Source organism: Winogradskyella psychrotolerans RS-3 (genome assembly GCF_000427335.1).
Classification (GTDB): domain Bacteria; phylum Bacteroidota; class Bacteroidia; order Flavobacteriales; family Flavobacteriaceae; genus Winogradskyella; species Winogradskyella psychrotolerans.
In genome coordinates, this window is the sequence record NZ_ATMR01000097.1 from 93645 (window position 1) to 107904 (window position 14260).

Consider the following 14260-nt stretch of genomic DNA (forward strand, 5'->3'; position numbering starts at 1 on the left):
TGAGCGAATTTCAACATATGCATTTTCTAATAATGTGCTTATTTTTTTGTTAGCTCCTCTGAATCTTCAACATCATTTTGATGTTTTACAAAATAATCAAATTGTAATTTAGCTGCGGCTAAAGTAGCACCAACACTATCGTGTAAGTCAGCAGCCAAACGTTGGCGTTCTTTTTCCTGACCTTCAATCATAGCATCGATAGTTGATAATTCTAAATCTTTTAGAATTTTTTCTTTTGCATCAATTTCATCTTGACGTTCTTGTTCTGCCTTATATTGTTTCCGTTTTATATTTCTATAGACTAAAAAAGCGATAACTGAAAGCACAGCCAAACTTCCTCCCCAAGCCAAAAACAGATTCGCTTTCTCATTTTGATGCGTTATTCTTGTTTTTAGTGTCTCGTTTATATGAATAAGACTGTCTTTTGTTCGATGGTTATCAATTTTTATCTTCTCTAATATTCTTACAGCACTAATATCATCTATAGTCGTTTTAGTATCTTGTCTTAAATTTTGATATTTTATAGTTAAATCAAAGTCTCTTTTTCCTTTATAGGCTTCAAAAAGAAAAAGTAAGCACCATCAATCATTTCATTGCTCGATATCTTTTGACCATAATCTAGCAATTTATTCGCCGTAATTATAATCTTGTCATAATCCTTTTGTTTAAAATAACTAGCACATAGCACACGATAAGCATGAGCTAATGTATTATTATTACCAATAGAATCGCCAATTTTTATGGCGCTATCAATAGTTTCTTTTGCTCGTTTAAATTCTTTTTTCTGAATATAGGAATCACTAATATTAATTAAAGCTATGGCTTCATTTCGTTTATTATTAATCGCTTTAGATAGCCTTAAGCTTTCGTTATAATAGTCTAATGCTTTATTAGATTTGTAACGCCAACTATAAATATTTCCTATATTAACTAAAGCCTGAGATATTAATATGGTGTCATTTATTTCTTTACTTAGTTCCAATGATCTCTCGTAATACGCTTTGGCTTCATCAAGATTAAAAACTTTTCTGTAAGAAACACCTAAGCCATTATTAGCTTTTGCTTGCCCTCTCTTATCATTCAATTCCTTATAAAGTTTTAAACTTAACCCAAAGTGCTTTGAGGCTTCAGTATTATCGCCAAAAGTATGTTCTATTTCACCTAATAGTATGAGTGCATCTGCCTTCTGTTTTTTTAACCGACGCGCTTTAGTAAAATCCATTAAGCTTAATGCCATAGCATAAGCACTGTCTGTTTTACTTTCAAAATAATTTTTATAAATAAATTCTCTATAAGCACTAGCTCTTGTAGTATCCGCTAGTTTAGTATTTTCCCAAATTGCAAATAAAGAATCTTGTTGTTTTTGACTATTACCTATCCATGGTAATAGTATAAAACAGAGTATAATTGTAAAATTTGTAGTCATGTATTTTACTTCCATAAAATCTCAAAGGTGTTAGAAATTTGTAATTTCAAAATTACATTTTTATGTAAAAAGATTTAACAAGTCAAAGATGCAAAGTAAAAGCACACCAAAACATACCTAATAAAAGGTATATTTCTGAAAATAAGCGATAAAATTTGAATTGTAAACTAATCTTTAGACAAAAAGACTAAAAAACAGACGATTACATAAAAATATACTTAATAGATGCAATCATACCTATGAAACCTATAAAAGCAATGAGTACCCAGACGGTACCTTTATAATGCGTCTTATGAAGTTGAAGATCTTTACGATACTGATATGCAATAACAATTACAAATGCAATAAAAATAATATTCCAAAAATCAATTGACCAGTACTAAACATCTTCTTATTTTTATGCAAAAATAAGGATTAAAACCACAACTATGCAAGACAAAATTAATGCGGTAAAAGCGTTTCATACGGCTTTCAAAATAGGACATCGCGAAACTCCAAAAGCTGACTTAGGAATCGATAAAAATATGCTACGCTATAAGTTAATGCGCGAAGAAAATGAAGAATACCTAGAGGCGGCAAATGACAATGACTTAGTTGAAGTTGCGGATGCTTTAGGTGATATGCTCTACATTTTGTGTGGTACTATTATAGAACACGGTATGCAACACAAAATAGAAGAAGTATTTGAAGAAATACAACGCAGTAATATGAGTAAACTAGGTGAAGACGGTGAGCCAATTTATCGTGAAGATGGCAAAGTTTTAAAAGGCCCTAATTACTTTAAACCACATATTAAAGATATTTTAGAATCATAAAAAAAAGCAGCTATTCACTGAGCGAAGTCGAAGTGTGGCTGCTTTTTCTTTATAGTATAATAATAATTGGACTTTTATTTTACTTCGTGTCTCCAACCATGCTTATCATCAGATAAATTATGTTGAATATTCAATAAGGTTTGTTTAAATAATTTAGCATAAGAATCTTCAGCGCCAACACCAGAAATTTCAAACAACTCATCTTGGTGCTCAAATGCCGATATTGGACTAATTACAGCAGCAGTTCCGGCTCCAAAAATTTCTTTTAAACTTCCATCTTTAGCAGCATTTTTAATTTCCTCTACGGTTACTTGCCTTACATCGCAGGTAATACCTAAATCTTCGGCCAGTTGAATGATACTTTTTCGAGTAACACCATCTAAAATCCTATCGCTTGTAGGTGCTGTAATTAACGTATCATTTACTCTAAAAAACACATTCATTGTGCCTGCTTCTTCAAGAAACGTATGTGTACTAGCATCTGTCCAAACCACTTGTTGGAATCCTTTTTTCTGTGCTAAACTTGTCGGATAAAACTGAGCGGCATAATTACCTGCAGCTTTAGCAGCTCCAACCCCACCATTGGCAGAACGACTATAATGATCTGCAATTAATACACGAACTGCTGAATTGTAGTATGATTTTGCAGGTGAGCAAATAATCATAAAACGATACATATTTGCAGGAGACGCAGAAATCGCTGGTTCCGTAGCAATTACAAATGGTCTTAAGTATAATGAATTACCAACACCTGGCTTAATCCAATCATTATCTAATTTTAATAAAGCTTCTAAACCTTCAAAAAAATAATCTTCAGGAAACGCTGGCATTGCCAATCGACCAGATGATTTATTAATTCTATCAAAATTTTGTTTTGGTCTAAAAAGAAAAACCTTTCCATCATCATCCTTGTACGCTTTCATACCTTCAAACACCGCCTGACCATAATGAAACACACGAGCCGAAGGCTCAAAAGTCATAGCTTGGTACGGCATAATTTTAGGGTTTTCCCATTTGCCATCGTTATAATCACAAACAAACATGTGATCTGTAAACACACGACCAAAGTCTAAGTTACTAAAATCTACAGTATTAATTTTAGTGCTTGCAGCGGTTTCGATGCTAATTTTATCTGTATGATTGGCCATAATTATATGTGATTTTTAAAACAAAAGTACATAATCAGTACGGTTAATAAAAGGTTATATTCCGTTAAATTGACTAAATTTGTAATTATATAGTAATTCAAATCAAAACCTATTAATAATGAAAAAAATCATTTTACTTTTTGCAATTAGCTTATTTGCTTTGTCTTGCAAAGACGATTCTAAAACTACAGAAGTTAAGGTTGAAAAAGCAAAACAAGAAATCGCTTATGCCTCTTTTGGAAAAGAAATAAATGACACCGATGCTTTAAGTTCTGAGCGTATGATGGAACATTATAAAAACTTAAAACCTGGCGATACCGTTAACTCTAAAATGAAAGGAAAAATCATTGAGGTCTGCTCTAAAAAAGGGTGTTGGATGACTCTAGATGTAGAAGGAGACACTGATGTGATGGTAAAATTTAAAGATTACGGATTTTTTATGCCTTTAAATGCGGAAGGTGATGTTGTTATTAATGGAAAGGCTTATGTTTCTGAAACTTCAGTTGAAGAATTAAGACATTACGCTGAAGATGCTGGTAAATCTGAAGAAGAAATTGCAGCGATTACAGATCCTAAATTTGAATATGGTTTTGAAGCTGATGGGGTTTTACTTAAACAATAAATTTTTAAGCATAGCGATGCTTTCATTTTTAATGCTTACCAGCTGTAAAAAGGAAGAAAAAGTAGCTGAAGACCCCATAAAGAAGACTGTTGAATACGATATGTATCAACCTTCTGAAATGGCAGGTTTTATGAATGCTATGTACGCTTACAATCAACAATTAAAAGCACAAATTGTCGCTGGTGAAACGCCGACTAACTTACCGTTAGATTTATTAAAACTGCATTCCGCGGAAATGACAGATGGTAAATCTAGGACTCAGAATTGGGAAAGTTTTGTAAACGTTTTTATTAATTCGCAAGAAGCGATAGTAGATACACTCTCTAATACAGAATTAAAGGAGCGTTATAATGTTGCTATTAACAATTGTTTAAGCTGTCATAAAACGGAATGCACAGGACCAATTCCTAAGATTAAAAAACTACTTATTCAGTAAAAAAAAGATATAAGATCGCTTACTTCGACTTCGCTCAGCACAAGTCGCTTTTAGAATCTAGAACTAAGACTTGATTCTAACAAAATGAAAAACAGATGTATTTTTATTTAAACTGAAATATTTGGTTCAAAAAAAATCAGATGCATCATGTGACAAAAACCGAATAGCCAAAAACATTTGAAAAGAAATATAATTACCACATCAGATGGTTCTAAAACCATCCAAATAGAAGAATGGAATGAACAATACCATTCTATTCACGGTGCCATACAAGAAGCAAATCACGTTTTTATGAAACATGGTTTGCTTTTTTATTCTGAAACATGCGCTACATCTAAACTTGACGATATATCTATTTTAGAAATAGGTTTTGGTACAGGACTCAATGCTTTCTTAACGCTCATCGAAGCCGAAAAATTAAAATCAAACATTAATTATGTTGGTGTAGAAGCTTACCCTGTACAACTAGACGAAATAAAACAACTTAATTATATTGAATTAATTTCTGAAGAACATGACACTGTTTTCGAAAAGTTACATGAAACTCCTTGGGAAGAATCATGCCAAATAACTTCGAATTTTCAATTAGAAAAACAACAAAAATTCTTCAAGGACATAGACGCTAAAGACCAATTTAACATCATCTATTTTGATGCTTTTGGCGCACGTGTGCAACCCGATTTATGGACCGAAGATATTTTTAAAATTATGTTTAATGCTTTGAAAGAAAATGGCGTATTGGTCACCTATTCTGCAAAAGGTAGCGTAAGACGAGCTATGCAAGCTGTTGGTTTTATTGTAGAACGACTACCCGGACCTCCAGGCAAACGTGAAATGTTACGAGCCCAGAAAAAGGGAAAGTAACATTCAGTGAAATTCAATGCGCTAAAGGCTTTAAATCCTAAATATTAATATTTAATAATTACCACTTCGAGTGGAATTCTGTTTTTTAGGAATTTCACATGTCGACTGCGCTCATTAGAACTATCCAGAGGCTTATTTTAAGCTAAGGTTCTCGATACATTTCTCGTAAACTCAAAACATTCAAACTGACGCCAAGAAGCGAATTGGAAAACGATACCATTTAAAAGTTTTGTTCCTCAAACGTTAAATCATATCTAAATGGCATACGTACCCTTTTAACCTTTTGTATCTTTAAATAAAAGAAAAATGACCGTTTTAATAACAGGAGCGACAGGATTAATTGGACAGGAAATTGTAAAAAAATGTCATGAAAAAGGAATTAATGTACATTATTTAACGACTTCAAAATCTAAATTGAGTACAGAACCCAATTACAAAGGGTTTTATTGGAATCCCGAAAGCAACGAAATAGATCACAAATGCTTTGAAGGTGTTACCGCCATTATCAATATGGTTGGAGCTTCTATTTCTAAACGTTGGACTGATACTTATAAAAAAGTCATCCTTGAAAGTCGTACAATAACAGCACAACTTTTACAAAACACCATAAACAAGTACAATTATAGCATTGACCAAGTCGTATCTGCTAGTGCTATTGGCATTTATCCAACGAGTTTAGTAAACTATTACGAAGAAACGAATACAGAGATTTCAGAAACATTTTTAGGTAAAGTTGTGCATGAATGGGAAGCTGCAGTGAACGACTTTGAATCGTTAGGATGTAAAGTCGCAAAGATCAGAATCGGTTTGGTCTTGGCTAAAGATGGAGGCGCATTACCACAAATTGTAAAACCAATAAAATATGGTGCCGGCGCAGCAATTGGAAGCGGTAAACAATGGCAAAGCTGGATTCATGTTGAAGATTTAGCTTCACTCTTTGTTTTTGCCGTACAAAACAAATTTGAAGGTATTTACAATGGTGTAGCACCAAATCCGGTAACTAATAAAGAATTGACAAAAGCTGCGGCAAAGGTTTTGCATCGTCCTTTGATATTACCAAACATTCCAAAATTTGCGATGAAGCTCGTTTTAGGAGAGATGCACATTCTTTTATTTGAAAGTCAACGTGTAAGTTCTCAAAAAGTAGAAGCTGAAGGATTTAATTATACTTATGTGAATTTAAGACCTGCTTTAGAGGATTTGTTGGATTGATGGTTAGATTGTTAGATTGTTAGATGTAAATTGACGAAAAAAGAAGCAAAAATTAATGTTGCTTCTTTTTTATTTCAAGTTATGTTTTATATTTATTCTTCAATCCAACCCATAATTGCATTGGCTACAAACCTCGGTTCTGGTGGTAAGGCATAAATATCCTTTTCGTAGTTTTTATTGTATGGTGAAATATTCATAATGTTTCCGTCTACGACTAACGTACTACTTCCGCCTGGATCAAAGCCCATAGCTTTATCCATACCATATTTCAAAAGAATATCTACCATATCAAAATGCGTAGCACCTACAGACTCTCTAATCCGTCCGTTTACCATAAGTACCATCAATCTACCTTCTTTGGTAATTCCAACGGCTATTTTTGGACCACGCATATCTGTAAAATCTAATCGTGCTGCTTGTGTTTTAATAGAATTGGTGGTTTTCCAACCTTCGTCTTCCATATTTAAAATTTGTTTTCCTTCATCAATTAGCATAGGTCCTGCTTCAATAGCATAAGAAACCTCATCCCATTTATAAGGATTCTCTTCTGGTTCTAATAATTGAATATCTAAAGGCTTTCCATCCTTAAACATCGCTTCAGAAAACAAACCTGCAGGAATAGATAAGGTAATCCCAACCGGAATGACTGGTACATCTTCTTTCTTCTTCGTTTTAATAATCTCTTTTACGGTATTACCTGCTAGTCTTACAATGACATTACCATTTCCTTCAAAAGTAGCTTCAGTATAAGATAAATCATAAAAACATGGTTCTGTGTTACTATGGTTGTTGTAATTGGCACTTGTAAAGGTTAATGCTTTCCTTTTTCCTTTAATACTAAATCCGGCTTTACTATTAACTTTTCGAATATCTACATCACCATTTTTATAAATTATAAAAGCTGGTTTATTAAAAAGTGGTGGACAAAACACTTTATTATTCATAATTAATAAGCCTAATGGCGAACCAATATAGGTTTCTGGCAATCCTAATTTTCCAACCAATTCCGGATTTAAAATATAACCACCATTCCAAGCTAGTTCAATCTTATTAGAATTATTACTTTTCTTCCTGTATTCATTAACAAGTGCTGGCACATTTTTAGGCTCTTTATTGGCAATATGTGCTGCAAATTTCCAGTGGTGTTTTTTAGTATCAATTTCGGCTAAAACTCCACTCCAAGGCAAACCGTCTTCATAAACGCCTCCTGCATACGATGATTTTACTTTTTGAACAGTGTCAGTATCCTTTAGACCTTCTTTTATTTGAGTCAATAACTTAGCAATAGGTGTTCCGTTTTTAATGGCATCTTCGGTAACCATATGTAACAATTCCTTTTCACCTAAAGTGTTTTTTAATTCTTGATATAATTCGCTTTTTAGAACCACATCAAAATCCTTAGCGGTTTGAATTGGTGTAGGATACGCTAAAGTAGTACGAACTCCTGCTGGTACAAACTGAATAAACCCACTACCTTTAGGAATACCCATAATTTTGGCTGTCATTTCATACATCACTTTTCCAATATGAAAATGATCGATTTCAATAATATCAGTCATCATCGCAGCATATTCACCATTGGTGATTAAGAAACCATCAGCTGCTTTAATATCGCGTAAAATCTTAATGGCTTTTGCTCCCATCTGAGGAAAATGAACACCTTCTGACCATTGTTTTGTTTCAATAATTTGAACGACTCCTGCTTTATACAATAACCCTAATTCTGGTTCTTTTCCGCTTTCTAAATACTCTTTAATGTCTGCGCTCGAGAACCATTTTGTAATTCTTGGTTCGTGTATAAAAATGTAGATTTTCTCTAACTGATTGACGTTGGCTTCAAGAATATCTGAAGTTAATTCTTGTTCTATGGTTAATTTTAGTTGTGCACGAATAGGTTGTAATACAAAATATTCTAATTCATGTTTTATATAACGACCAGGAAAATAGCCTTTAGGTACATTCTTTTTAAATTTTTGGTTAATATTTTCCGATCATCAATACCTAAATATTTACTATTCGTCAGTTGAAATAATGCCAATTCCCAATCGGCAAAAAACTGTGGCGCTAAGGTTAAATCTGGTAAGTTGGTTGGTTTAAACACATCGGTATAAATCATGTTCACCAAACCTGTAACTTCTTGGTAAGTAAACGCTTGATACGCATAAGATTTTTTATTTCGATGACGATATGCCAACGCATGATCGTGACGAATTGAAATTTCACCATCCACATATTTAAAAATATCATCAATAGCATTATAGTATTTATGGATGACCTCAAGATTGGTATTTACGAGATCCGGAATGTCATTTTCCATCGTTCTAGCATAACGCATTACACGGCCCTTCACCAGTTGCTGTTCGACTCTAAAAAAGCTAGGATCAATTAACGATTTTAAATAATGCATAAAAGACAACCGTCCGTAACCTGGTAAATAATGTCTAGTTTTTTTATTGAGAATCGCATTAAGATCATCGTTTTCAAAATCTACAGAAGCCTTATATTGCTTTAATAAATTAATCACTTGCGGATTATTTTCAATGGAAACAGACACCAATTGATAATACATACGTTGTAAAATATAACGTATATTCTCTTCTAAAGCTTCTAAACTGTACCGCTTTTTAATTACATTTCTATTGTGCGTAACGTCTACCATTCTATTCTGTGGATAAAACACATGATCACATATTTTCTCTGCTAATTTCTTTGGGACTTTAGAACCTTTAAACTCCAAAACATTAAGTCGAAGTGATTCGTCTAAATGTCTACCAATAACCTCATCATAGACTTCTCTTGGCTCATATTGTCTGCAAAAAATTGGTGTTCCGCACGCTGCAGCTTCAATAATTGGCAAACCACGTCCTTCGGTTTGACTTGGTAATAAAATTAAAGAGGCTACATCAAAAAGCTGTTCAATATCTAATGGTTTTTTATGTTTTTTCTTGAAATCGTTTTTATCAAACTCACTAAATAAAAATCCAAGAAGTACTCGCGATTTAAACGCTTTTGGAAGCTCTTTTAGAAACTCTGAAAAGTCCTTTTTTAAATCGTGATAATAATTTTGTTGTCCATGCGGAATTGGCCCTGAAACAATTAACGACAATTTTAACTGTGGATTTGTGAGAAATTTATCAGCAAAAGAATCGTAAGAAAACAAGCGTTTTATAAGTTTAAAATTAAGCTCGATAGACTTTCTACTAATGACTCTTGTAGGCTGTAAAAAAACAATATTATTATTTACAAAATCAAAGTTTTTAACCGTTTTATGACCTAATAAAATAGGTTTTAAAGAGCGCTCACTATCAGCATGATGTGCTGCAGTATGTACCGTAATTGAGTCTTTTTTATTTGCGAAAATTGAAGAGACTTGCATAAACGCTTTTATGATATCGCGCTTACTCATTTGGTGCATTTTGGTATCTACAGCGGTTCCTAATAAGGCTACGTTAGCAGGATTATGACCATTAACATTAATCAAATGATCTTGTTGAATTCTATTAATATTGACATTCATCCAAGACCGACTTTCCCATGGGTATATCGTTTCAATGACAGAGAAAAATTCACCTACATGTGCATTATGAAAAAAGAAATCTCGCGGTCCTTTTTTAAGGCCTTTCTTTTTAATTTCGACGTCTCTGTTTCCACCTTCCCAATAAAAATCATGATTATTATTAATCACAGGAATGCCCAAATATTCTGAGATTAAAACCGTTGCTAAAGCCAAAGACACATTCCCCGGATTAGAACACACATTAATAAGGTACAACAACGAAATATCATTCTCTTCAATATAAGACCCTAACTTTTCTACGAGAACAAGAACTTCATCCCAGAACTTACCAATAAGATTATTATAAGCTTCACTCCCACGTTCCATTTTAATTTGAAAGAAGTCCTTATATAAAGGCCAAGCATCAAAAGCTTCCATTTCTGGTATTACTTTTCTGAAGGCCGTTTTTGGAATAAGCTCGTCTGCTTCTTGTTTAATTTCACCTGCTATAAAGTGAATAGGAATGTCTGGATATATATTTTTAAAGGTTTTGGCATACTTTTCGGTTTCGACTGTGATACCATCAATGGTAAAGTAAAAGGTTAAGAATGCTATACCACCGTTTTCAATATGTGTATCAAAAGTAGACGCATTGCCTTTAAAAGCCGATGGTAAATTTTTCTCTTTAAATTTATCCATGAATAAACCGAGATCAAACCACGTATTTATCTTTTCATTTTTAAGTTCATTTAAAATAGTAGAGATTTTTGTTGTTTTTTTATCAGTCATGTTTTGGTTCTTAAAATGTAAATAATTGGCTTAACTTTTCTTCTAATACTTCATATGAAAAATATTTTTTACCAAGGTTAAAATTGTAGTCTCCAATTTCTATACAGCGTTTGGGATTATATATAATATCCGACATTTGTTGTATGCTTTCTGGTGTAAGATTACTATCTTCAATCATTACGGTTTCAAACCCTTTGTTGCCAATATCTTGCATATAAACGGGCTTGTAGTTATTGACGAATATGGGTTTTTTAGCGAGTACCGTTTCTACAAAAGCATTCCCAAAACCTTCATAGGTACTAAAATAAGTCGCCGCTCTACCATGCGCATACACATCAGATAAATCTTTGTGATCTAAAACTTTATGTGCTGCAAATATGACCTGACGTGATAGATTTAAGTCGTGAATTTGGTCAATTAACTCATTGTAATATTCCTTATTTTCATCATCATTATTATTTCCTGTGATAACCAATTTTAGTTTTTTATCATCTAATTGGTCAATTAAGGAAATCGCTGTTTCAATACCTTTACGTCTTACAATTCGCGTGACTTGCAACAAAGCAATTTCATCTTTTAAAACTCCAACATCTCTAAGGAAAAATTCATTTTCGGGTGTTGGCACACCATAAACACGATTAAAATCCATGACATTAGGTACTAAAGTGGCATCAATATCGAAACGGTTTTTAAAGGTTTCTACACCAAACGTATTAATGACAGCATGTTTAACATTTGGAAGTAACAACGGAAAGTTATTATCTACATAGTTATTAATTTCTGGATGCACAGACACATAGCGCTGACCGCGTTCCCAATGAAAATCATGATCATGAGTCACTATAGGTATTCCTGTCGTTTCAACAAGTTTTTTTGATAGCAACACCCATTGACAAATGGCAAGGCAATGCAGAAGCATTCTCTGAAAGAATCACGTCAATTTTCTTCTTTGCCACCCATTGTCGCATGGCTAGATGCATTCTGTTTGACGCTTTTTCAACATGTTCTAGTAAAGCATCGGGATGTTTATCGGGTTCAAAAAAAGCTTTACGTTGTCCCCATTCTGCTTCTACTGAAAAAAAGGATAAAGCAGGAAACAAATAATCGTGCTCATAATCCATCGTCCAGGATTCGAATTCTCCAGACATGATAAAGACTTCATGGCCTAATTTTTTTAATACATCTATCCATTTTTCGGTTTCGAGAGCGACACCATCTACACCTCCTATTCGTCCAATTATAATACCTATACGCATGTTACATCTAAAGTTTTGTGTTCTTTAAATATACAGTATCGAAAAAGGTCAGGAAAGGTTTTGAAGGACTGAGATTACGGAATTACGACTTCAAAAATATAAACAAGATTAAATTATGTGTAATGAAATTAATATGGCTAATCTTAACAAAATGATAATATGGAAATTTGTTATTATCAAAAACAACTCACATTTTAACTGAGTAACTGGTGTAATTTCCGACCGGCTTTAACAATAATCTCAATACATTCTTCAATATCCTTTTTCGTCGTTCTGAAATTCACAATGCAAGTTCTCATGCAATATTTCTCATTGATAATAGCATTAGATAAGAACAACTCACCTCCTGCTTGCAGTGTATTTACTAAGTCCTCATTTAATGTATTTAAATATTCTGCTCTCTTTTCATCCTTTACTTCAAGATTTCGTGGAATATATCTGAAGGTAGCAATACTCAAATTTTGAGTGACACATTCTAATTCTGGATGCTGTGCTGCCAATTCTGCAAAATATTTTGATAAGGCAATGTCTTCACTTATTAATTTCACATAACCATCACGACCTATTTGTTGTAAGGCCAACCATACTTTTAAAGCTCTAAAACCTCGCGAATTTTGAAGTCCATATTCAAAGTAATTCAGTGAACCTCCTTCTTCCGTTAAACTGAAATTGTAATATTCTGGATGTGAACTATAGGTATCAATAAGGTGTTTAGGATTTTTAACCAAGGTACAACCAGCTTCTAAAGGACTGTATAACCATTTATGAGGATCTAGCGCAATAGAATCCGCTTCTTCTACTCCACGGAACAGTTCTTTTAAATCTAAAACAACAGCTGCAGGAATACCATAAGCTCCATCTATATGAAACCATAAATCGTAGGCTTTACAAACTGCAGAAACAGCTTCAAGATTATCTACAACTCCTGTACTGACATCCCCTGCTGTACCAACAACCAAGAAGGGTTGATAGCCTTGTTCTATGTCCTCTTTAATGGTTTGTTCTAAAATTTGAGTATTCATTTTATTTGATGAATCTGTCGGAATCCAACGAATTGAATTGCTACCATGCCCAAATAGAATCGCTGCTTTATCTATCCATGTATGGGTGGATTTTGAACAATAAGAAATTAATTGTTTTGAGGTATTTGAAAGGCCATCTTCTTTGATGTTTTTTGGCGCTTTAGCCGTTCTTGCTGCTAAAAACGCCGTGAAATTTGCCATGTTGCCTCCACTGACTAAAACACCTCCATAGCTTGGATCTACACCAATAAATTCGGCCAACCATTTAATGGTTTGTTTTTCTATTTCTGTGGCGATCGGACTTAAAATTTGTCCACCAACATTTGGATTTACCGAAGCGGCTAACAAATCAGCTAAAGCTCCAATTGGTGCTGCTGACGATGTAATAAATCCGAAAAACTTAGGATGACCGTTTAATAACGAATTATCAAATAATAATTTAGACGTTGATGCTAAAAGTTCATCTGCAGAAACCCCTTCTTTTGGTAACGATGAATTCCCTAATAGCTGTTGTAACTCTTTTGGTGACTTGGTTGTTGTGACGGGTTGATTTGAAATATCATCGAGAAAATCAGAAATGGTATCAATGAGCTGATAACCCATTTTTCGAAATTCTGTTTTACTAATTTCAATTGAGTTTTCTCGCTTATCCATAATCTGACTATTTAATTGATACTTATTCTATTCAGAAATCACAAAACCATTACTCAGTTCTTTTTCAGATGGTCTTTCAAACCATGTTTCCATAAATTCGAAGTTGTCTTTTGTCACTTCAAATTCAAACGTGGCTCCTTTTTCGGTATTCCGTTTCATCACGCGGTCTAACCTCTCGGCTTTAGAAACATCTAGAAAATGCAGCTTTACTTTGTAATTATTCATTTCAGCAAATTTCCTAAACTTTTCGCGATGCCCGAATTTAGACAATCCTAAATCTAAGATCGTATCTGTATTTAAATTTTCTAACTGATGAATTAGATCTAGCATCATTCGTTCGGAACGTTCAATGCGTTCTAAAAACCACTCTAAACCATCCGTTTCTTTTTTATCTGGAAGAAACAACACATTATTCCAGCTATCGATTGAAAACACAACACCTTTGATGTTTCTTTTGAGTTCGTTGGCGTAAGTCGTTTTTCCTGAACCTGTATTTCCTACTATGAGGTGAATCATTTTG

14 protein-coding genes are annotated in these 14260 nt (G+C 33.5%); 5 read left to right on the forward strand and 9 right to left on the reverse strand.

Going from position 1 to position 14260, the window contains the following annotated elements:
- Positions 1-38: 38 nt before the first annotated feature.
- Both ADIWIN_RS19585 and ADIWIN_RS09780 read right to left on the reverse strand, forming a co-directional pair.
- On the reverse strand, positions 39-350 hold the full coding sequence (locus ADIWIN_RS19585; protein WP_020894983.1) for a histidine kinase: 312 nt from the start codon (positions 348-350) through the stop codon (positions 39-41).
- Positions 351-526: 176 nt separating this feature from the next.
- On the reverse strand, positions 527-1426 hold the full coding sequence (locus tag ADIWIN_RS09780; protein WP_161624670.1) for a tetratricopeptide repeat protein: 900 nt from the start codon (positions 1424-1426) through the stop codon (positions 527-529).
- A gap of 428 nt (positions 1427-1854) precedes the next feature.
- On the opposite strand from ADIWIN_RS09780, the gene ADIWIN_RS09785 reads away from it, so the two are divergent.
- Positions 1855-2241, forward strand: a complete 387-nt coding sequence (locus ADIWIN_RS09785) for a pyrophosphohydrolase domain-containing protein (protein WP_020894985.1) — start codon at positions 1855-1857, stop codon at positions 2239-2241.
- Positions 2242-2315: 74 nt separating this feature from the next.
- Here ADIWIN_RS09785 and ADIWIN_RS09790 read toward each other — a convergent pair whose 3' ends face one another.
- Entirely contained in the window at positions 2316-3389 is a 1074-nt protein-coding gene (locus tag ADIWIN_RS09790) for a branched-chain amino acid aminotransferase (protein ID WP_020894986.1), read from the reverse strand.
- Positions 3390-3507: 118 nt separating this feature from the next.
- On the opposite strand from ADIWIN_RS09790, the gene ADIWIN_RS09795 reads away from it, so the two are divergent.
- The 4 genes from ADIWIN_RS09795 to ADIWIN_RS09810 all read left to right on the forward strand — a co-directional run bounded on the left by ADIWIN_RS09795 (position 3508) and on the right by ADIWIN_RS09810 (position 6523).
- On the forward strand, positions 3508-4011 hold the full coding sequence (locus tag ADIWIN_RS09795; RefSeq protein ID WP_020894987.1) for a DUF4920 domain-containing protein: 504 nt from the start codon (positions 3508-3510) through the stop codon (positions 4009-4011).
- A 16-nt stretch (positions 4012-4027) separates the two neighbouring features.
- Positions 4028-4447 carry a hypothetical protein gene (locus ADIWIN_RS09800; protein WP_040756897.1) on the forward strand — a complete coding sequence of 140 codons (420 nt, stop codon included), beginning with the start codon at positions 4028-4030 and terminating at the stop codon, positions 4445-4447.
- A gap of 177 nt (positions 4448-4624) precedes the next feature.
- Positions 4625-5311, forward strand: coding sequence for a tRNA (5-methylaminomethyl-2-thiouridine)(34)-methyltransferase MnmC2 (gene mnmC2 / locus ADIWIN_RS09805; protein ID WP_020894989.1), 687 nt, complete (start codon positions 4625-4627; stop codon positions 5309-5311).
- A 306-nt stretch (positions 5312-5617) separates the two neighbouring features.
- On the forward strand, positions 5618-6523 hold the full coding sequence (locus tag ADIWIN_RS09810; protein ID WP_020894990.1) for a TIGR01777 family oxidoreductase: 906 nt from the start codon (positions 5618-5620) through the stop codon (positions 6521-6523).
- 92 nt (positions 6524-6615) lie between these two features.
- On the opposite strand, the gene ADIWIN_RS09815 is transcribed toward ADIWIN_RS09810, so the two are convergent.
- The 6 genes from ADIWIN_RS09815 to ADIWIN_RS09840 all read right to left on the reverse strand — a co-directional run bounded on the left by ADIWIN_RS09815 (position 6616) and on the right by ADIWIN_RS09840 (position 14256).
- Positions 6616-8235 (reverse strand): phosphodiester glycosidase family protein, encoded by a 1620-nt coding sequence (locus ADIWIN_RS09815; protein ID WP_020894991.1) that lies wholly within the window; start codon positions 8233-8235, stop codon positions 6616-6618.
- Between the two features lie 212 nt (positions 8236-8447).
- On the reverse strand, positions 8448-10808 hold the full coding sequence (locus ADIWIN_RS09820) for a glycosyltransferase (RefSeq protein ID WP_020894992.1): 2361 nt from the start codon (positions 10806-10808) through the stop codon (positions 8448-8450).
- A 10-nt stretch (positions 10809-10818) separates the two neighbouring features.
- Entirely contained in the window at positions 10819-11691 is an 873-nt protein-coding gene (locus tag ADIWIN_RS09825; RefSeq protein WP_020894993.1) for a glycosyltransferase family 4 protein, read from the reverse strand.
- A complete protein-coding gene (locus tag ADIWIN_RS09830) occupies positions 11669-12064 on the reverse strand; it encodes a hypothetical protein (protein WP_020894994.1) in 396 nt (131 codons plus the stop codon). Before ADIWIN_RS09830 ends, ADIWIN_RS09825 begins: the two co-directional genes overlap by 23 nt.
- 194 nt (positions 12065-12258) lie before the next feature.
- Entirely contained in the window at positions 12259-13740 is a 1482-nt protein-coding gene (locus tag ADIWIN_RS09835; RefSeq protein WP_020894995.1) for a pyridoxal phosphate-dependent decarboxylase family protein, read from the reverse strand.
- Between the two features lie 27 nt (positions 13741-13767).
- Positions 13768-14256 (reverse strand): P-loop nucleotide/nucleoside kinase family protein, encoded by a 489-nt coding sequence (locus tag ADIWIN_RS09840; RefSeq protein WP_020894996.1) that lies wholly within the window; start codon positions 14254-14256, stop codon positions 13768-13770.
- Positions 14257-14260 lie beyond the last annotated feature (4 nt).

Excerpts from the sequence above, each read along its gene's own strand:
- ADIWIN_RS09780 (WP_161624670.1), bottom strand. The coding sequence starts at position 1,426 with ATGACTACAAATTTTACAATTATACTCTGTTTTATACTATTACCATGG.
- ADIWIN_RS09785 (WP_020894985.1), top strand. The coding sequence starts at position 1,855 with ATGCAAGACAAAATTAATGCGGTAAAAGCGTTTCATACGGCTTTCAAA.
- ADIWIN_RS09790 (WP_020894986.1), bottom strand. The coding sequence starts at position 3,389 with ATGGCCAATCATACAGATAAAATTAGCATCGAAACCGCTGCAAGCACT.
- ADIWIN_RS09795 (WP_020894987.1), top strand. The coding sequence starts at position 3,508 with ATGAAAAAAATCATTTTACTTTTTGCAATTAGCTTATTTGCTTTGTCT.
- ADIWIN_RS09800 (WP_040756897.1), top strand. The coding sequence starts at position 4,028 with ATGCTTTCATTTTTAATGCTTACCAGCTGTAAAAAGGAAGAAAAAGTA.
- ADIWIN_RS09810 (WP_020894990.1), top strand. The coding sequence starts at position 5,618 with ATGACCGTTTTAATAACAGGAGCGACAGGATTAATTGGACAGGAAATT.
- ADIWIN_RS09820 (WP_020894992.1), bottom strand. The coding sequence starts at position 10,808 with ATGACTGATAAAAAAACAACAAAAATCTCTACTATTTTAAATGAACTT.
- ADIWIN_RS09830 (WP_020894994.1), bottom strand. The coding sequence starts at position 12,064 with ATGCGTATAGGTATTATAATTGGACGAATAGGAGGTGTAGATGGTGTC.
- ADIWIN_RS09835 (WP_020894995.1), bottom strand. The coding sequence starts at position 13,740 with ATGGATAAGCGAGAAAACTCAATTGAAATTAGTAAAACAGAATTTCGA.
- ADIWIN_RS09840 (WP_020894996.1), bottom strand. The coding sequence starts at position 14,256 with ATGATTCACCTCATAGTAGGAAATACAGGTTCAGGAAAAACGACTTAC.